The following is an 18,807-nucleotide window of genomic DNA, read 5'->3' as shown; positions in this document are numbered from 1 at the left end:
GCGAGGCTAGTCGTGACGAAGCGACTTGTCGGTGAACAGGAATTTCTTCATCTGCTCGGAGAAGAACGGATCGCGTCGGCGAATCCATTCCAGCACCATCGCGGCATGTTCCTTCTCCTCGTCGCGGTTGTGTTCGAGGATCGCCTTCAGTTCGTCGTCCTTGCAGGCGCTGGCGCGCTGGTTGTACCAGTCGACCGCTTCCAGTTCCTCCATCAGCGACACGATGGCGCGGTGCATGTCGCGCACTTCGTCGCTGAGTTCCTCGATCGGCTCGTGATACTGGTCGCTGGCCATGGGGTCTCCTCGTGTGTGCGATGAACGGCATATCGAGCCACAGTCTAGCGCCAGAGTCCCGGCGGTCGACAAACATGGCGCCAATTCCGTCGCGGCGGTGGACATCGATCCTGCCGAGGCTTAACATTGTGGCCCGCCCGAGAACCCTTTTTGCGAGCCCCACAGGCCAGTCACGCCGGCCTGCGGGTTTTGCTGCACCTGCCGAAGGCGGCCCCCATGACCCCAGCTTTGTTAGTCCTTGAAGATGGTAGTGTTTTCCGCGGTCACGCGGTCGGCGCAACCGGTTCCACCGTCGGGGAGGTGGTGTTCAACACCGCCATGACCGGCTATCAGGAAATCCTCACCGATCCCTCCTACGCGCGTCAGCTGGTCACGCTGACGTACCCGCACATCGGCAACACCGGCTGCAACGCGGTGGACACCGAGTCCGACCGCATCCAGGCCGCCGGCCTGATCGTGCGCGACGTGCCGCGCCGCGCCTCGAACTGGCGCAGCGAAGAAAGCCTGACCGCCTATCTGCAGCGATCCGGCATCGTCGCCATCGCCGGCATCGACACGCGTCGCCTGACGCGCATCCTGCGCGACAAGGGCGCGCAGGCCGGTTGCATCGTCGCCGGCGACGTCCTCGACGAAGCCGAGGCGCTGGCGCAAGCGCGCGCCTTTCCGGGTCTGAACGGCATGGACCTGGCCAAGGAAGTGACCACGGCGTCCAGCTATGCCTGGTCCGAAGGCGTGTACGACCTCGACGCCACGGCCTTCAACGCACCCGAAAAACGCTTCAAGGTCGTCGCCTACGACTTCGGCATCAAGCGCAACATCCTGCGCCTGCTGGCCGAGCGCGGCTGCGATCTGACCGTGGTGCCGGCCCAGACCCCGGCCGAGGACGTGCTGGCGATGCAGCCGGACGGCGTGTTCCTGTCCAACGGCCCCGGCGATCCGGCGGCCTGCGACTACGCGGTCGCCGCCGCGCGCACGCTGCTGGACAAGAAGATCCCGCTGTTCGGCATCTGCCTGGGCCACCAGATCATGGCGCTGGCGGTCGGCGCGAAGACGCTGAAGATGAAGTTCGGCCATCACGGCGCCAACCACCCGGTCAAGGACATGGACGACGGCCGCGTACTGATCACCAGCCAGAACCACGGCTTCGCGGTCGACCCCGGCTCGCTGCCGGCCGAGGCCCGCGTTACGCACCAGTCGCTGTTCGACGGTTCGCTGCAGGGCTTCGCGTTGACCGACCGGCCGGCGTTCTGCTTCCAGGGCCACCCGGAAGCCAGCCCCGGACCGCACGACATCGATTACCTCTTCGACCGTTTCGCCACTCTGATGCAGGAGGCCCGCTGATGCCCAAGCGCACCGATCTCAAGAGCATCCTCATCATCGGCGCCGGCCCGATCGTCATCGGCCAGGCGTGCGAGTTCGACTACTCCGGCGCGCAGGCCTGCAAGGCGCTGCGCGAGGAAGGCTTCCGCGTGATCCTGGTCAACTCCAATCCGGCCACGATCATGACCGACCCGGAGATGGCCGACGCGGTCTACATCGAGCCGATCACCTGGCAGACCGTCGAACGCATCATCGCCAAGGAGAAGCCCGACGCGGTGCTGCCGACCATGGGTGGCCAGACCGCGCTCAACTGCGCGCTGGAACTGGCCGACCACGGTGTGCTGGACAAGTACGGTGTCGAGCTGATCGGCGCTTCGCGCGAGGCCATCCGCATGGCCGAGGACCGCGAGCTGTTCCGCGACGCGATGACCGAGATCGGTCTGGAATCGCCGCGCTCGGAAATCGCCCGCTCGATGGAGCAGGCCTGGGACATCCAGGAGAAGCTCGGCTTCCCCAGCATCATCCGTCCGTCCTTCACCATGGGCGGTTCGGGCGGCGGCATCGCCTACAACCGCGAGGAGTTCGAGGAGATCGTCAAGCGCGGCCTCGAACTGAGCCCGACGCATGAAGTGCTGATCGACGAATCGGTGCTGGGCTGGAAGGAATTCGAGATGGAAGTGGTCCGCGACAAGGCGGACAACTGCATCATCGTGTGCTCGATCGAGAACCTCGACCCGATGGGCGTGCACACCGGCGACTCGATCACGGTGGCGCCGGCGCAGACCCTGACCGACAAGGAATACCAGCGCCTGCGCGACGCTTCGCTGGCGGTGCTGCGCAAGATCGGCGTCGACACCGGCGGCTCCAACGTGCAGTTCGGCGTGAATGCCGAGACCGGCCGCGTGGTGGTCATCGAGATGAATCCGCGCGTGTCGCGTTCGTCGGCGCTGGCCTCCAAGGCCACCGGCTTCCCGATCGCCAAGGTCGCGGCCAAGCTGGCCGTCGGCTACACGCTGGACGAGCTGAAGAACGAAATCACCGGCGGCCTCACGCCCGCTTCGTTCGAGCCGGCCATCGATTACGTGGTCACCAAGATTCCGCGTTTCGCCTTCGAGAAGTTCCCGACCACCAACGCGCGCCTGACCACGCAGATGAAGTCGGTCGGCGAGGTGATGGCGATCGGCCGCAGCATGCACGAGTCGCTGCAGAAGGCGCTGCGCGGTCTGGAGACCGGCAAGACCGGTCTCGATCCGACCGGACTGGATCTGGGCAACGAAGAAGATCTGGCCACGCTGAAGCGCGAACTGCGCCAGCCGGGGCCGGAGCGCATCATGTATCTGGGCGACGCCTTCCGCGCCGGCCTGACGCTGGAGGATGTGCACGACCTGACCGCGGTCGATCCGTGGTTCCTGGCGGCCATCGAGGACATCATCGTCGCCGAGCGCGAACTGCACGAGCAGGGCATGCCGTCGCTGGACGCCGCGCGCATGCTGGAACTCAAGCGCCTGGGCTTCTCCGACGCGCGCATGGCGACGCTGCTGGGCACCAGCGAGGCGTCGGTGCGCCATCTGCGCCGCACGCTGGACGTGCGTCCGGTGTACAAGCGCGTGGACTCCTGCGCGGCCGAGTTCGCCACCTCCACCGCGTACATGTACTCGACCTACGAGGAAGAGTGCGAATCCAACCCCAGCGACAAGCGCAAGATCATGGTGCTGGGCGGCGGACCGAACCGCATCGGCCAGGGCATCGAGTTCGACTACTGCTGCGTGCACGCGGCGCTGGCGCTGCGCGAGGACGGGTTCGAGACCATCATGGTCAACTGCAACCCGGAGACGGTCTCGACCGATTACGACACTTCAGACCGCCTGTACTTCGAGCCGCTGACGCTGGAAGACGTGCTGGAAATCGTCGACAAGGAAAAGCCGGAAGGCGTGATCGTGCAGTACGGCGGCCAGACGCCGCTGAAGCTGGCGCGCGCGCTGGAAGCCGCCGGTGTGCCGATCATCGGCACCAGCCCGGATTCCATCGACCTGGCCGAGGACCGCGAGCGCTTCCAGCAGCTGATCGAGCGCCTGAAGCTCAAGCAGCCACCCAACCGCATCGCCCGCAGCGCCGAGGAAGCGCTGACCCTGGCGCGCGAGATCGGCTATCCGCTGGTGGTGCGTCCCAGCTACGTGCTCGGCGGCCGTGCGATGGAGATCGTCTACGCCGACGCCGACCTGGAACGCTACATCCGCGAGGCGGTGCGCGTGTCCGAGTCCTCGCCGGTGCTGCTGGACCGCTTCCTCGATCACGCCGTGGAAGTCGACGTCGACATCATCGCCGACGCCGAGGGCAACGTGCTGATCGGCGGCATCATGGAGCACATCGAGGAGGCCGGCGTGCATTCCGGCGATTCCTCCTGCTCGCTGCCGCCGTACTCACTGACGCCCGCGCTGCAGGACGAACTGCGCCGCCAGGTCACGCTGCTGGCGCGCGAGCTGAAGGTCATCGGCCTGATGAACACCCAGTTCGCGGTGCAGGCCGGCGAGACCGTGTTCATCCTCGAGGTGAACCCGCGCGCTTCGCGCACGGTGCCGTTCGTGTCCAAGGCCACCGGCCAGCAGCTGGCCAAGATCGCCGCGCGCTGCATGGCCGGCCGCAGCCTGGAAGAGCAGGACGCGACCCGCGAAGTGGTGCCCGACTACTACTCGGTGAAGGAAGCGATCTTCCCGTTCCTGAAGTTCCAGAACGTCGACCCGATCCTCGGCCCCGAGATGCGCTCGACCGGCGAGGTGATGGGCGTGGGTCGCGATTTCGGTTCCGCCTTCGGCCGCGCGCACGAGGCCGCGGGCATTCGCAAGCCGCCGCTGGGCAAGGTGTTCCTGTCGGTGCGCGACGCCGACAAGGATCGCCTGCTGCCGATCGCGCAGGACATCCTCAAGCGCGGCTACGGCCTGGTCGCCACGCGCGGCACGGCGGCGTTCCTCAACGACAACGGCGTGACCTGCGAGCACATCAACAAGGTGCTGGAAGGCCGTCCGCACATCGTCGACCTGATCAAGAACGGCGAGATCGTCTACATCGTCAACACGACCGAAGGCAAGCAGGCGATCGCCGATTCGTTCTCCATCCGTCGCGAGGCGCTGCAGCAGCGCGTCACGTATTCCACCACCATCGCAGGCGCGCGCGCACTGCTGCACTCGCTGGATTCGCGCGATGGCGGCAGCGTGCACAGCCTGCAGGAACTGCACAAGGAGCTTGAAGCATGAACCGTGCTCCCATGACCAAGAAAGGCGCGGAGCGCCTGCGCAAGGAACTGGACCGCCTCAAGAGCGAGGAGCGTCCGCGCATCATCGAGGCCATCGCCGAGGCGCGTGCGCACGGCGATCTGAAGGAGAACGCCGAATACCACGCCGCGCGTGAGCAGCAGAGCTTCATCGAGGGTCGCATCAACGAACTCGAAGCCGCGTTGTCCACCGCGCAGGTGATCGACACCAGCACGCTCAACGCTGGCAACAAGATCGTGTTCGGCGCCATCGTCGATCTCGAAGACGAGGACAGCGGCGACGAGGTGACCTACCAGATCGTCGGCGACCTCGAAGCCGACATCAAGCAGAACCTGATCGCCGTGACCTCGCCGATCGCGCGCGCGCTGATCGGTCGTCTGGAAGGCGACAGCATCGAGTTCGAGGCGCCCAGGGGCGTGAAGAACTACGAGATCATCGGCGTCCGCTACGAGTGAGCACGGCCCCGGCCGGCGGAGCGCATAGACGGTGATCGCCTTTCGCGAATTCGGCCTCCGGCGCGGTCCGCGCGCGCTGCTCGAAGGCATCGACCTGACCCTTCACGCCGGCTGGAAAGTCGGCGTCGTCGGGCGCAACGGCTGCGGCAAGTCCAGCCTGTTCGCGGCCATCCGCGGCGAGCTGGACAGCGATACCGGCTCGATGGACATGTCCGCCGACATGCGCATGGCCTCGGTGGCGCAGGAAACGCCCGCGTTGCCCGATCCGGCCATCGACTACGTCCTCGGCGGCGACACGGAACTGGCGGCGGCGCTGGCCGACGAGGCGCGTGCGCAGCAGGTTGGCGACCATGCGGCCGTGGCGCAGGCGCATCAGCGCATCGAAGCGCTCAACGGCTACGACGGCCGCGCCCGTGCCGGCCGTCTGCTGCACGGTCTCGGCTTCGCGCCGGATACGCACGAGAAGCCGGTGGCCTCGTTCTCCGGCGGTTGGCGCGTGCGGCTGAATCTGGCGCGTGCGCTGATGGCGCCGTCGGAGCTGCTGCTGCTCGACGAGCCGACCAACCATCTCGATCTCGACGCCGTGCTGTGGCTGGAAGAGTGGCTGCGCCGCTATCCCGGCATGCTGCTGGTGATTTCGCATGACCGCGAGTTCCTCGACGGCGTCGTCTCGCACGTGCTGCATCTGCATGCGGGCACCGGCAAGCTGTACGCTGGCAACTACACGGCCTTCGAGCGGCAGCGCGCCGAGCAGCTTCGCCAGCAGCAGATCGCGCACGAAAAGGAGCAGGCCGAGCGCGCCCACCTACAGTCGTTCGTCGACCGCTTCCGTGCCAAGGCCAGCAAGGCCAAGCAGGCGCAGTCGCGCATCAAGCGGCTGGAGAAGCTGGCCGGCACCGAGGCGGTGCGCGTGGAGCGGCCGTTCCATTTCCGCTTTCCCGAACCCGGCCGATTGCCGACGTCCATGCTCGGCCTCGATCACGCCGAGTTGGGCTATCCGGCCAAGCCGGGGCAGGGCGAAGCCGCGCGCGTGCTCGGTGACGTGACGCTGCGCATCGAGGCCGGCGACCGCATCGGTCTGCTCGGCGTCAACGGCGCCGGCAAGTCCACGCTGGTGAAGTCGATGGTCGGTGAGTTGCCGTTGCTCAGCGGCGAGCGCAGCGCGCACAAGGATCTGCGCGTCGGCTACTTCGCCCAGCACACGGTGGAGAGCCTGCGCGCCGGCGCCAGCCCGTTCGAGCATCTTTCCGAGCGCGCGCCCGGCGTCTCGCAGCAGGAGCTGCGCGACTGGCTCGGCCAGTGGCAGTTCGCCGGCGACCGCGCGTTCGAGCCGGTCGACGGCTTCTCCGGCGGCGAGCGTGCGCGTCTGGCGCTGGCGCTGATCGCCTGGGACAAGCCCAACCTGCTGCTGCTCGACGAACCGACCAACCATCTCGACCTGGACATGCGCGAGGCGCTGGTCGATGCGCTGGAAGACTACGAGGGCGCGCTGGTGCTGGTCTCGCACGACCGCCATCTGCTGGGGCTGGTCTGCGACCGTTTCTGGCGCATCGGCGAGGGCGGTCTGCACGTCTTCGACGGCGACCTGGACGACTACGCGCGCTGGCTGCGCAGTCGCGGTCAGGATACTTCCGCGTCATCCGCATCGGCGCCGCAGACGTCCGCGCGCGACCGCCGTCGCGCCGCCGCGCAGCAGCGCGAACGGGCGCGGCCGTTGCTGAAGGACGTGCAACAGACCGAAAAACGCATGCAGGCCATCGACAAGGAACTGGCCGACATCGAGACGCGCATGGCCGATCCGGCGCTGTACACCGAGCAGCCGCGCGAAGCCGCGGAGCTCGGCAAGCGTCAGGGCGAACTGCGCGCCGAGCACGATACGCTGGAAACCCGCTGGCTGGAGCTGCACGAGCAGATCGAGGCGCTGCAGGACGAGCACGCGTGAGCGCGCCGCCGCCCGATCGATTCCGGAACTGAACCATGCTGCATGTATTGCTGCCCAACTTCGCGCTCTGCGGCCAGGACCGAGTGCTGCGCACCTGGCTGGTTCGCGGCGACCGGCTGCCCGATGCGGAACACGGCTACACCACGGCGCTGGGCGCGCATTTCCGCTGGCCGTCGGGCGGCTTGCCGGCGGCCGCGCTGCTGCGCGAGGCCGTCTGCGGCGATGCCGGGGGCGAGACCTGGCTGTGCGCCGATCCGGCCTTCGTGCAGCCGGACATGACCGGTGCGCGCATGCTCGCCTGCGGCACGCTGGACCTGACGGCCGCGGACGCCGAGGCGCTGGCGCGCCCGCTGCGTCCGTTGTTCGGCGACCGTGGTTTCCTGCTGGAAACGACCGCGCCTTCGCGCTGGCATCTGCGCCTGCCGCGCGACGCCCAGCCGCCGGCCTTCGCCGCGCCTGATCGCGTGCTCGGCGACGACCTGCTGCCGTACCTGCCGCAGGACGCGCGCCACGCAAGCTGGCGCGAGCTGTTCAACGAAGCGCAGATCCTGCTGCATCAGCACCCGCTCAACGCCGAGCGCCGCGCGCGTGGGCAGATGCCGGTGAACTGCCTGTGGCTGTGGGGCGGCGGACGCCTGCCGTCCTGGGTGAAGGCCGACATCGAGCGCATCTACACGGCGGACCCGCTGGCGCGCGTGCTGGCCGAGCGTGCGCGGGTCGGGATCGCGGCAGTGCGCGATTTCGATCCCGACGGCGAGGGCGACGTGTTGCTCGACCTCGAATCCGACCTGCGTCCCGAGGTGCATTGGCCGCTGCTGACGCGGGCGCTGAAAGGCCACAAGGCCATGCGTCTGGACTTTGCCAGCGGCGAGCGCATGGAGGTGCGCCACGCGCATCGGTGGCGCTTCTGGCGGAAGGTGGTATGAAGCGCACGACGCTGCGCCGACGCGTTTGTCCGGACGTCCGCATCGACTGGCCGCAGGACCTGCATCCGGTGCTGCGCCGCATCTACCTGGCGCGAGGCGTGAAGACCGCGCAGCAGCTCGATCACGGCCTGGCCTCGCTGACGCCACCGCAGGCGATGGGTGGACTCGATGCTGCCGTCGAGGTGCTGGCGCAGGCCATCGCGACGGATCGGCGCATCGTCGTGGCCGGCGACTACGACTGCGACGGCGCGACCGGCATGGCCGTCGCGGTGCGTGGTCTGCACATGCTCGGCGCGGGAAACGTGGGCTTCGTGGTGCCGAACCGCTTCGAGCACGGCTACGGTCTGAGTCCGGCGCTGGTGGCTTCGCTCGACGAGCCGCCGGACGTGCTGGTCACGGTCGACAACGGCATCGCCAGCGTGGCCGGCGTCGCCGCCGCGCACGCGCGCGGCATCCGTGTGGTCGTCACCGATCACCATCTGCCCGGGCCGCAGTTGCCCGAGGCCGACGCCATCGTCAATCCGAACCTGCCCGGCGATGCCTTTCCGAGCAAGGCGCTGGCCGGCGTCGGGGTGATGTTCTATCTGCTGCTGGCGTTGCGCGCGCGCCTGGAGCGCGATGGACGTTTCGCGCACGGCGAACGTCCGAATCTGGCGTCGCTGCTGGACCTGGTGGCGCTGGGCACGGTGGCCGACGTGGTGCCGCTGGATCGCAACAACCGCGTGCTGGTCGAGAACGGCCTGCGCCGCATCCGCGCCGGTCGCGGCTGTGTCGGGTTGCAAGCGCTGATCGAAGCCAGCGGCCGAAGCGCCGCCACGTTGACCGCGTCGGACATGGGCTTTTCCATCGGACCGCGGCTGAACGCTGCCGGTCGCCTGGAGGACATGACGCTGGGCGTGGCGTGCCTGCTCACCGACGACGCCGGACACGCGCGCGAGCTGGCCGAATTGCTGTCGTCGATCAACAGCGAACGCCGCCAGCTGCAGACCGACATGGTGACCGAAGCCGAACGCATGGTCGAGAACGCCGACGTGCCGGACGCGACCGGCGTCGCCTTGTACGACGCCGGCTGGCATCCCGGCGTGGTCGGTCTGGTGGCCTCGCGCCTGAAGGAGCGGCTGCACCGGCCGGTGGTGGCGTTCGCGCCGTCCGATGCGGGCAGCGAGGTGCTGCGCGGCTCGGCGCGCTCGATTCCCGGCTTCCACGTGCGCGATGCGCTGGCCGAGGTCGATGCTCGCCACCCGGGTTTGATGGGACCGTTCGGCGGTCACGCGATGGCGGCCGGACTCAGCTTGGCCGTGGATCGCTTCGACGCCTTCGCGCAGGCCTTCGACGACGTGGTCCGCGACCGCATGCAGCCCGAATGGCTGGAGTCCGTCCTGTGGACCGACGGCGAACTGGATGCAGGCGAAATGACGCTGGCGTTGGCGCGCGATCTGCGTCTGGCCGGCCCCTGGGGGCAGGCGTTCCCGGAACCGCTGTTCGAGAACACCTTTGAATGCCTGCGGCGGCGGCCGATGGGCAGCACCGGCGCGCATGCGCGCTTCCATCTGCGCGATCCGCGCGACGGCAGCCTGATCGATGCCGTGATGTTCAACGTCGATCCCGAATTGCCGGAACTGACCCACGTTCGCGCCGCCTACAGCCTTGTCGTCAACGACTGGCAGGGCCGGGAAACCCCGCGACTGTTGCTGCGCCACGTCGAACCGGCTTGACGCCGACGTAGACGACATCGAGCAAGGGCATCCGTGCGGCCGATTGCGGTTCGCGGCCATCGCTCGCATGATGATGCGACGGTGTATGCGATGGAGGCACGGCCATGAGCACGTCAGACACGCACGTCGCCCGTTGTTTCTGCGGCGCGGTGGAACTCGAGATCAGCGGTCAACCCGAAGGCATGGGCTACTGCCATTGCGCGTCCTGCCGGGAATGGTCGGCCGGTCCCGTCAACGCCTTCAGTCTCTGGCCCAAGGACGCCGTGAAGGTGCGCAAGGGTCAGGACAAGCTGGCGCACTACGCCAAGCACCCGCGCAGCGTGCGCTACTGGTGTTCGACCTGCGGCGGCCACCTGTTCACCGAGCATCCGGAGTGGGGGCTGATCGACGTGTTCGCGGCGGTCATCGAGGATTTCGAGTTCGCTCCCGGCGTTCACGCCAACTACCAGGAAACCGTGCTGCCGATGCATGACGGTCTGACCAAGTTTCGTGATTTTCCTGAACCGCTTGGTGGTAGTGGGGAGACCATCGCGGAGTAGGGCGGGACGCGTTCTGGGCGGGTTGCGCCATGATGCAGTCTGCCGGGTCTTCAAGAGCGTTCCGACCGGCTCCGCCGGCCGGGTTCGTTTTCTTGCTTGCCCAAGAAAACGACCGGAGGGAGTGCCTGTGGTGCGAACCAAAAGAAGGGCACCCCAGCGTCCGCGCCTTCCGGAGCTTCGCTCCTCCAGGTCCGCTCCGGGTTCCGGGGGGGAGGGTCGACAGCACATCCTGTGCTGACGAAACACTGGCGCACATCCCTGTGCGCCACCCTGCGGGCCTGATCCTCCACCCTCCGCCGCTACCGAAGGGGAGGGGGGCAGATGGGGCTCTTCGGCCGCGATTAATTGCCTCCGTTCCTTTTTCCCCGTTGGGGAAACGCCCATATGAGCCCTAACGCGTTGAATAAAACGCCAATTTGGAGTGGCGGTGGAAAATTGGTTGGCTTCATTCATTTGTTAGGGGTGACCCTCGGGTTCGCCCCATGCTTCGGCATAAATCGAAGCAGACCAATGAAGAAAGTCAGACCTAAATTGCTCAAAATTTTGTATCTCTACGTCTGTAATAGATAAATCCTCAGGTTTTTTAGGATGAACCAAAGCGTTGCGAGATTTATAGAGCGCCTTAACTCTTGACCAGCGTTGCGAACTGAAATCCCACAGCAACTTAGGGTAGAAGGAGCCAAGAATCTTTATGACTGCCTTCAGCTCATCGGCAGGCGGTATTATTTTTACACGTGACTTAATCTCACCGTTTTCTATTACACTCCATTCCGTGCCTTCTAGGAAGCCAAAGATCTCTGGAGAAAGCTTAGTGTGGTCAATCAAATGGTCGTTGACTTTTAGCTCCATTTTGAGTAAATGAACCCTGGCCTCGACAAAAGTACAAAGGCAGCGCAAATAAGAACGATGCCAATACTCCCTATCTTCACCGGTCTCTATACCCACGAGGCAGCGTTCTACATCGTCGTTAAGTGGGCCGTAATAATTTATTAAGTCGCTAATTGGCATCATCTCGGAAGACCTCCTAACGCTTGAGTTAAGCGGCTGGTGGTGCTTTTTCGCCAGTCTGCTTGAGCGAATTGTTAGGCGCCAGAAGTTGCGCATCGATGTGTTGATATATTTCTAAGCGCTCTTGTATGCGCTTTACAGACCAAGAGTATTCCGTGTAGAAAATATTTGAACGCAATTGCGCCAATGCAAACGTTTCTGCGCTCGACTCACTGTCTGCCTCGACCGTGTAACTCTTTGTTGTCGTGGCATGGTCCTTGTGGCCAACAAACTCTACTAGATACCTGGACATGCTGACTCCTTAGTTGATACTAAATTTCTTGCTATCTATTTTAGCGCTTCATCTGTGTGGATATAAAAAAGGGGCCTGTTAAAAAAGGTGCCAGGAACAATTTTTGAACCGGGGTCAGCGCTTGGTACCTTCGGCGGAGAGTAGGTCGGCAATGCGTTCGACCAGCATCCAGTTTTCCGACGGTCCTTCATTGCTGGTCATGACTACGGTCGCGCCGGTCTCCCAGACCATTTGCAGATCAGCCGTCGTACCCTCGATGCCGCCGACCTTGCCACGAATGTGGCGACCGTGCGAGAGACGGTCACCGAAGCCAGCTGCATTCCAGCCCGGACCGGCCGGTACCTCGTCATCGAACATCTTTGCCAGAGTTGCAGGCTTCAGCAGCGTTCCGTCGCGCATTGCCTTGGCGAAACGGAGCATGTCGGCGTTGGTGGAGTAACCGCCGCCATCCGGAGCTGCCATGTAGGGAAGTTTCAACCAGTTGGCCTTCCAGGCCTTGGAGAACAAGGCGTCGTGGTAGTAGCCAACCGCCAGCTTCGGGACGACCTGGTCGATGCTGCTGAAGCCGCTGGACAGCATGTGCGCGGGCGCGAAGATGTGGTGCTGGACGTAGTCGAAATAACTTTCACCGGAAACATTCTCGATGATCCGACCGAGCAGCACATAGCCGGAATTGCTGTAATTCCATTGCTTGCCCGGTGCGCTCACAAGCGGCTGGCGGGCAATCAAGCGAAGATAGTCGACCGGGTGGACGTAGCGTTCACGATGCTCGAAGAACGCCGGCACCATGTAGTCGCCCAGGCCGGAGGTGTGGTGCAGCAATTCCCACACGGTGATCTTCTTCGCCGTTGCCTGATCGGGATATTCCGGTACCCACTTGGCCAGGGTGTCGTTCCATGACAGCTTGCCCGCCTGCACCAGTTGCGCGATGGCGACGGCCGTGAACATCTTGCCCATCGAGGCGATGCGGAAACGGGTCTGATGATTCACTGGTACGCCGAAGCTGCGTTCGGCAAGGCCACGGCATGCATCGAAGATCATATGGCCGCCATCCACGACCGTCAGGCATCCGGAGAAGTCTTCCGTGCGCACCAATCGATCGAGCGCCCCCTGGATCAGTTGGCGCAGTCTGGCGTGAGAAACCGCCCCCTTCGGCCAACCTGCATACAGCGCCGGATCTTGCATGGGCCACAGTATTGCCTGGTCGAGTTTGCCGGCATGCGCAGCATCGACGTTCAGCACGAGCAAGGCATGTGTGTCGCCGCGACGTGCCTTGACGGCCACCTGGATGAACCCGGGGCGTCGCGCGTTGCTGCGTATGTCGAATATCTGCAGGCCGCCACTGTCGCGGGCGGCCGAGACCATGCTCTCCACAAAGTCCTTGCGATCACCCGGGTCCATGGACGCGGCAAGGAGACTGGGCACCCACTTCCGGATATGTGCCGTGCTGTCTGTATCGACATGATGGATCAATTCGCCGGCGAGACGCCCTGCGGGTGTGTCCGGAAGCGTTACTTGAGATGGCGGTTTTACTGCCGATGGCGCAGCCAGGCAGCTGACGGTCAGCACTGTCCAAAGCAGTGAAGCCAGTACGGCTTTGCGGATCAGGCATGGCGGGAAGGGGTTGCGGTTGTTCATGGGCAGTCGATCCTTGGCAGTCGCTCATGTGGCGACATCGACTACTTAGATGCGTTCTCGTCCCTAACGGATGCACCCATCGGCCACGAACATAAAAGGGACGACCTCAGCGCAGTTGCCGGTTTGTGTAACGCCCGTGGCAGCGCACCGCGTGGTCATCCTTGACCATCTCCTGGAGAACGGGGCCGGTTCAGTTTTTGTCAGACGTGTCGAGATTTATCGGGCTCGATCTACAGCTCCGGTTCAAAAGCGAGTCGTGTAAAAAAACGGCAGCGTGATTGCGCTGCCGTTTTTCGTGGTGATGTTGCAGGGTGGGTTAGAGCGCCTCGAAGATCCCCGCCGCGCCCATGCCGGTGCCGATGCACATGGTGACCATCCCGTACTTCTGCTTGCGACGACGCAGGCCGTGCACGAGCGTGGCGACGCGGATGGCGCCGGTGGCGCCCAGCGGGTGGCCGAGGGCGATGGCGCCGCCCAGCGGGTTGACCTTGGCCGGGTCGAGATCGAGGTCCTTCATCACCGCCAGCGACTGTGCGGCGAAGGCTTCGTTGAGTTCGATCCAGTCCATCTGGTCCTGCGTGAGGCCGGCGGCTTTCAGCGCCTTCGGGATGGCTTCCTTGGGACCGATGCCCATCACGTCCGGCGGCACGCCGGCGACGTCGAACTTCACGAAGCGGGCCAGCGGCGTCAGACCGTAGTCCTTGACGGCCTGTTCGCTGGCGAGGATCACCGCGCCGGCGCCGTCGGACATCTGCGAGGAGTTGCCGGCGGTCACGCTGCCGCCGAACTGGCCGTTGCGGAACACGGTGCGCAGCTTGGCGAGGACTTCCGGCGTGGTGCCGGCGCGCGGGCCTTCGTCGGTGTCGATGATGCGCTGGTCTTCGCGCACGCTGCCGTTGGCGACGTCCGGGTAGCGGTCGTCCAGCGTGTACGGCGTGATCTCGTCCTTGAACTCGCCGGCTTCGATGGCGGCGAGGGCGCGGCGGTGGCTTTCGACGGCGAAGGCGTCCTGCTGCTCGCGGGTGATCTTCCAGCGTTCGGCGACCTTCTCGGCGGTGATGCCCATGCCGTAGGCGATGGCGACGTTGTCGTCGTTGAAGATGGCCGGATTCATCTGCACCTTGTGGCCCATCATCGGCACCATCGACATGGATTCGGTGCCGCCGGCGATCATCAGGTCGGCCTCGCCCAGGCGGATGCGGTCGGCGGCCATGGCCACGGCCTGCACGCCGGACGAGCAGAAGCGGTTGATGGTCACGCCCGGCACGGTGTCGGGCAGGCCGGCCAGCAGCACGCCGATGCGCGCCACGTTCATGCCTTGCTCGGCCTCGGGCATGGCGCAGCCGATGATGGCGTCGCTGATGCGCGCCGGGTCGATGCCCGGGCACTGCTCCATGGCGGCGCGGATGACGTGCGCCAGCATGTCGTCGGGACGGGTGTTGCGGAACACGCCGCGTGGCGCCTTGCCGACCGGCGTGCGGGTGGTGGCGACGATGTAGGCGTCCTGGATCTGTTTGCTCATGAGGATTCTCCTGCATGCCGGGGTCATGCCCGTCATGCCTGTATTTGGATCGTCATTCCGGCGCAAGCCGGAACCCAGTGTCTGTGTGCTCGATGCGGAGTCGCTGGGTCCCGGCGTGCGCCGGGATGACGAGCATCAGTTGCGCAAGGGCTTACCGGTCTTCATGGTGTGGGCGATGCGCGCCTGGGTCTTCTCCATCTGCGCCAGGGCGACGAAGTGCTTGCGTTCCAGCGCCAGCAGCCAGACCTCGTCGACTTCGCTGCCGCGCTCGATCTCGCCGCCGCACAGGGTGTCGGCGATGCGGCTGGCGATCTCGTAGTCGTGCTTGGAGATGAAGTAGCCCTCCAGCATGTTCACCAGCATGGCCTTGAACGTGGCCGTACCGGTGTCGCCGGCGACGGTGACGTGGCGTGCGGGCAGGGGCGGGCGATAGCCGGATTCGGCCAGGGCGCGCGCCTGCTGCTTGGCGACGTACAGCAGCTCGAAGCTGTTGAAGACCACCACGTCGGATTCGCGCAGCAGGCCGAAGGCCTTGGCTTCCAGCGCGGAGCCGGCGACCTTGGCCATCGCCACGGTCTCGAAGTAGCGCTTGACGTTGTCGAAGGCGTCGCCGACCGGCGAGGCCGAGCAGCGCGTGGCGATTTCCTTCAGACCGCCGCCCGCCGGCAGCAGGCCGACGCCGGCCTCGACCAGGCCGATGTAGCTTTCCAGTGCCGCGACGGTGCGCGCCGAGTGCATCTGGAATTCGCAGCCGCCGCCCAGGCACAGGCCGCGCACGGCAGCGACGACCGGAATCTGCGCGTACTTGATGGCCATGCTGGTGGCCTGGAAGTTGGCGACCATGGCCTCGAATTCGGCTAGCTTGCCTTCCTGCAGCAGGCCCAGCGCGCCCTTGAGATCGGCGCCGGCGGAGAACGGTTCGCTGGTCTGCCAGATCACCATCGCGTCGAGTTTTTCCTCAGCCACGCGCACGGCCTGCTGGATGCCGTCGAGCACATGGTCGTTGACCGTGTTCATCTTGGTCTTGAACGAGAGGATGCCGATGCGGTCGTCACCCAGCGTCCACAGGCGCACGCCGTCGTTCTCCCACACGGTCTCGCCCTCGGGCGCTTTTTCGTCGAGGATCGGGTCGGGAAACAGCTGGCGTTCGTACACCGAATGCTTGGAGCGCGGCAGGTCTTCGCCCTTGGCTGGCGCGAACGAGCCGGCGGCGTGGTGCACGCCACGGCGGCCGTCGGTGACCCAGGCGGGCAGGGGCGCATCGCTCATGGCCTTGCCGGCCTGGATGTCCTCGTCGATCCACTGCGCCACCTGCTGCCAGCCGGCGGCCTGCCAGGTCTCGAACGGACCCAGCTTCCAGCCGTAGCCCCAGCGGATCGCGAAGTCGACGTCGCGCGCGGTCTCGGCGATGTCGGCCAGGTGATAGGCGGTGTAGTGGAATAGGTCGCGGAAGCAGGCCCACAGGAACTGCGCCTGCGGATCGCTGGACTCACGGAGCTTGCCGAATTTTTCGGCCGGGTCCTTGATGGCGAGAATCGCAGCGACTTCGTCGGAGGCTTTCTGCTCGGACGGCACGTAGTCCTGCTTGCTCAGGTCCAGCACCTCGATGGTCTTGCCGTTCTTGCGGTAGAAGCCAGCGCCGTTCTTCTGGCCCAGCGCACCTTGCTCGATCAGCGCGGCCAGCCACTCGGGCGCCTTGAAATATTTGTGCCAGGGATCGTCCGGCAACGTGTCGGCCATGGTCTGGATGACGTGCGCCATGGTGTCCAGACCGACCACGTCGGCGGTGCGGTAGGTGGCGCTCTTGGGGCGGCCGATGGCCGGGCCGGTCAGCGCATCGACCGCGTCGAAGCCGAGACCGAAGGCCTGCGTGTGCACCATTGTCGACAGCATCGAGAACACGCCGATGCGGTTGCCGATGAAGTTCGGGGTGTCGCGGGCGATGACCACGCCCTTGCCCAGCGCCGTGGTTAGGAAGCCTTCCAGACCGTCCAGCACGTTGGCGTCGGTGGCCTTGTTCGGAATCAGCTCGACCAGGTGCATGTAGCGCGGCGGGTTGAAGAAGTGCACGCCGCAGAAGCGATGACGCAGGTTTTCCGGCAGCGCCTCGGCCAGGGTGTTGATCGACAGGCCCGAGGTGTTGGAGGCGATGACCGCATGCTCGGGCAGGTGCGTGGCGACCTTCTTGTACAGGTCCAGCTTCCAGTCCATGCGTTCGGCGATGGCTTCGATCACCAGGTCGCAGTCCTTGAGCTGCGCCAGGTGTTCGTCGTAGTCGGCCGGCAGGATCGACTTCGCCAGCGACTTCTCGCCCAGCGGCGCGGGCTTCAGCTTGGCCAGGTGCTGGATGGCCTTCACGGCGATGCCGTTCTTCGGACCGTCCTTCGCCGGCAGGTCGAACAGCACGGTCTCGACGCCGGCGTTGGTCAGATGGGCGGCGATCTGCGCGCCCATGACGCCGGCGCCCAGCACCGCGGCCTTGCGGATGCGTAGCGGTTTGGTGGTCATGCCTGTCTCCATTGCGAAAGCGGAAAGCGCCGCCCGCGGCGTGCGGCCACGGGCGGTCGGGATGGGAAATTCATTCGGCGCGCAGGCCGGCTACGGCGAAGCGGATCAGGTGTTCGGCCGCCTGCTCGCGATGCTGTTGTTCGGTCACGCCCTCGCGGCGCTGGATGATGCCGAAATCGGCCATCGCGTAGGTCAGCGCGCCGGCGACGATGTCGATGCGCCAGTACAGCTCCTCGCGCTTGAGCTGCGGCAGCAGCGTCCCGAACACCTTGGTGAACTGCTTCAGTACGTGGCCGTAGTTTTCCGAGAGAAACTTGCGCAGCTGGTCGTTGTGTTCGGCGTAGGCACGCGCCAGCACGCGCACGAAGGCGCCGCCGCCTTCGCCCTCGCGCGCCAGTTCCAGCGCCGGGCGGATGAAGGCGGCCAGGGCGTCTTCGAGGGTCGGGGTCTCGCCCAGTTGTTCGAGGGCATGTAGACGCCGCTTGTTCAGTTCGTCGAGGCGGCGACGGAACACCTCCTCGATCAGCTTGTCCTTGGAACCGAAGTGGTAGTTGACCGCAGCCAGGTTCACGTTGGCTGCCGAGGTCACTTGACGCAGGGATGCGCCGGCGAATCCATGCCGTGCGAAGAGGGTTTCGGCAGCCTCGAGAATGCGCTGCTTGGTAGAGAACTGGGAACTGGACACGGCGTTCGGGCTCCGCTGGACGATCACGTATCAAACGATCGTTTGAAGCATAGGCTTCCGTCGCACCGAGGTCAAACGTCCGTCACATGCCCGAAAACCGCGCCTGCGATGCTGGTGCGGACTTGCGATTGATCTAGAATCTGTCAAGCTTTAGGTCACCAAATCCCGAATTTTTCACGGATTTGGTGGTACGGTGACTGGCTCGTGGGAGCCGGCCCGTGTCCGTTCATCTTTCCACCCGTAACCGGAGCACACCTGCATGGCGCTGGAGCGCACTCTTTCCATCATCAAGCCCGATGCCGTCGCCAAGAACGTCATCGGCGAAATCTATGCGCGTTTCGAGAAGGCCGGCCTGAAGGTCGTCGCCGCGAAAATGAAGCATCTGTCCCGCAGCGAAGCCGAAGGTTTCTACGCCGTGCACCGCGAGCGCCCGTTTTTCGGCGCGTTGGTCGAGTTCATGATCTCCGGCCCGGTGATGATCCAGGTACTGGAAGGCGAGGGCGCCATCGCCAAGAACCGCGAGCTGATGGGCGCGACCAATCCGAAGGAAGCGGCCGCCGGCACCATCCGCGCCGATTTCGCCGATTCGATCGACGCCAACGCCGTGCACGGTTCGGACGCGCCGGAGACCGCCAGCAACGAGATCGCGTACTTCTTCGCGACCACGGAACTGTGCCCGCGCTGACCGACCAGG

14 protein-coding genes are annotated in these 18,807 nt (G+C 65.2%); 8 read left to right on the top strand and 6 right to left on the bottom strand.

What is annotated here, in order from left to right:
• Nucleotides 1-6: 6 nt before the first annotated feature.
• Nucleotides 7-294, bottom strand: coding sequence for an encapsulin-associated ferritin-like protein (locus LF63_RS08350; protein ID WP_043100974.1), 288 nt, complete (start codon nucleotides 292-294; stop codon nucleotides 7-9).
• A 216-nt stretch (nucleotides 295-510) separates the two neighbouring features.
• Here LF63_RS08350 and carA point away from each other — a divergent pair, with 216 nt between their 5' ends.
• From carA to LF63_RS08315, 7 genes are all read left to right on the top strand, one after another.
• A complete protein-coding gene (carA, locus tag LF63_RS08345) occupies nucleotides 511-1,635 on the top strand; it encodes a glutamine-hydrolyzing carbamoyl-phosphate synthase small subunit (protein ID WP_043100973.1) in 1,125 nt (374 codons plus the stop codon).
• Nucleotides 1,635-4,865 (top strand): carbamoyl-phosphate synthase large subunit, encoded by a 3,231-nt coding sequence (carB, locus tag LF63_RS08340; protein ID WP_043100971.1) that lies wholly within the window; start codon nucleotides 1,635-1,637, stop codon nucleotides 4,863-4,865. Before carA ends, carB begins: the two co-directional genes overlap by 1 nt.
• A complete protein-coding gene (gene greA, locus LF63_RS08335; protein ID WP_043100969.1) occupies nucleotides 4,862-5,338 on the top strand; it encodes a transcription elongation factor GreA in 477 nt (158 codons plus the stop codon). Before carB ends, greA begins: the two co-directional genes overlap by 4 nt.
• A gap of 31 nt (nucleotides 5,339-5,369) precedes the next feature.
• On the top strand, nucleotides 5,370-7,280 hold the full coding sequence (locus LF63_RS08330; RefSeq protein WP_043100967.1) for an ABC-F family ATP-binding cassette domain-containing protein: 1,911 nt from the start codon (nucleotides 5,370-5,372) through the stop codon (nucleotides 7,278-7,280).
• 35 nt (nucleotides 7,281-7,315) lie between these two features.
• Entirely contained in the window at nucleotides 7,316-8,206 is an 891-nt protein-coding gene (locus tag LF63_RS08325) for a hypothetical protein (RefSeq protein WP_043100966.1), read from the top strand.
• A complete protein-coding gene (gene recJ / locus LF63_RS08320; RefSeq protein ID WP_043100965.1) occupies nucleotides 8,203-9,921 on the top strand; it encodes a single-stranded-DNA-specific exonuclease RecJ in 1,719 nt (572 codons plus the stop codon). The genes LF63_RS08325 and recJ overlap by 4 nt, the downstream gene beginning before the upstream one ends.
• A 104-nt stretch (nucleotides 9,922-10,025) precedes the next feature.
• Nucleotides 10,026-10,460 (top strand): GFA family protein, encoded by a 435-nt coding sequence (locus tag LF63_RS08315; RefSeq protein WP_043100964.1) that lies wholly within the window; start codon nucleotides 10,026-10,028, stop codon nucleotides 10,458-10,460.
• Nucleotides 10,461-10,916: 456 nt separating this feature from the next.
• Here the strand turns inward: LF63_RS08315 and LF63_RS15870 are convergent, their stop codons facing one another.
• The 5 genes from LF63_RS15870 to LF63_RS08295 form a co-directional block, all read right to left on the bottom strand.
• On the bottom strand, nucleotides 10,917-11,471 hold the full coding sequence (locus LF63_RS15870) for a hypothetical protein (RefSeq protein WP_152569297.1): 555 nt from the start codon (nucleotides 11,469-11,471) through the stop codon (nucleotides 10,917-10,919).
• Between the two features lie 403 nt (nucleotides 11,472-11,874).
• The gene (locus LF63_RS08310; protein WP_081945153.1) at nucleotides 11,875-13,398 is read right to left on the bottom strand and encodes a serine hydrolase domain-containing protein; all 1,524 of its coding nucleotides are present in this window, start codon (nucleotides 13,396-13,398) and stop codon (nucleotides 11,875-11,877) included.
• 316 nt (nucleotides 13,399-13,714) lie between these two features.
• On the bottom strand, nucleotides 13,715-14,920 hold the full coding sequence (locus LF63_RS08305; protein ID WP_043100963.1) for an acetyl-CoA C-acyltransferase: 1,206 nt from the start codon (nucleotides 14,918-14,920) through the stop codon (nucleotides 13,715-13,717).
• Between the two features lie 135 nt (nucleotides 14,921-15,055).
• On the bottom strand, nucleotides 15,056-17,428 hold the full coding sequence (locus LF63_RS08300; protein ID WP_043100961.1) for a 3-hydroxyacyl-CoA dehydrogenase/enoyl-CoA hydratase family protein: 2,373 nt from the start codon (nucleotides 17,426-17,428) through the stop codon (nucleotides 15,056-15,058).
• A gap of 70 nt (nucleotides 17,429-17,498) precedes the next feature.
• Nucleotides 17,499-18,113: a TetR/AcrR family transcriptional regulator gene (locus LF63_RS08295; RefSeq protein WP_043103485.1), complete on the bottom strand. Its 615-nt coding sequence runs from the start codon at nucleotides 18,111-18,113 to the stop codon at nucleotides 17,499-17,501.
• 259 nt (nucleotides 18,114-18,372) lie between these two features.
• On the opposite strand from LF63_RS08295, the gene ndk reads away from it, so the two are divergent.
• Nucleotides 18,373-18,798 (top strand): nucleoside-diphosphate kinase, encoded by a 426-nt coding sequence (gene ndk, locus LF63_RS08290; RefSeq protein WP_043100959.1) that lies wholly within the window; start codon nucleotides 18,373-18,375, stop codon nucleotides 18,796-18,798.
• The last annotated feature ends 9 nt before the right edge of the window (nucleotides 18,799-18,807 follow it).

It is taken from the genome of Oleiagrimonas soli (genome assembly GCF_000761445.1).
Classification (GTDB): domain Bacteria; phylum Pseudomonadota; class Gammaproteobacteria; order Xanthomonadales; family Rhodanobacteraceae; genus Oleiagrimonas; species Oleiagrimonas soli.
This window is presented reverse-complemented; position numbering and strand designations above follow the sequence as displayed.

Coding starts and splice junctions, on each gene's coding strand:
- LF63_RS08350 (WP_043100974.1), bottom strand. CDS start 294: ATGGCCAGCGACCAGTATCACGAGCCGATCGAGGAACTCAGCGACGAA.
- carA (WP_043100973.1), top strand. CDS start 511: ATGACCCCAGCTTTGTTAGTCCTTGAAGATGGTAGTGTTTTCCGCGGT.
- carB (WP_043100971.1), top strand. CDS start 1,635: ATGCCCAAGCGCACCGATCTCAAGAGCATCCTCATCATCGGCGCCGGC.
- greA (WP_043100969.1), top strand. CDS start 4,862: ATGAACCGTGCTCCCATGACCAAGAAAGGCGCGGAGCGCCTGCGCAAG.
- LF63_RS08325 (WP_043100966.1), top strand. CDS start 7,316: ATGCTGCATGTATTGCTGCCCAACTTCGCGCTCTGCGGCCAGGACCGA.
- recJ (WP_043100965.1), top strand. CDS start 8,203: ATGAAGCGCACGACGCTGCGCCGACGCGTTTGTCCGGACGTCCGCATC.
- LF63_RS08315 (WP_043100964.1), top strand. CDS start 10,026: ATGAGCACGTCAGACACGCACGTCGCCCGTTGTTTCTGCGGCGCGGTG.
- LF63_RS15870 (WP_152569297.1), bottom strand. CDS start 11,471: ATGATGCCAATTAGCGACTTAATAAATTATTACGGCCCACTTAACGAC.
- LF63_RS08310 (WP_081945153.1), bottom strand. CDS start 13,398: ATGAACAACCGCAACCCCTTCCCGCCATGCCTGATCCGCAAAGCCGTA.
- LF63_RS08305 (WP_043100963.1), bottom strand. CDS start 14,920: ATGAGCAAACAGATCCAGGACGCCTACATCGTCGCCACCACCCGCACG.
- LF63_RS08300 (WP_043100961.1), bottom strand. CDS start 17,428: ATGACCACCAAACCGCTACGCATCCGCAAGGCCGCGGTGCTGGGCGCC.
- ndk (WP_043100959.1), top strand. CDS start 18,373: ATGGCGCTGGAGCGCACTCTTTCCATCATCAAGCCCGATGCCGTCGCC.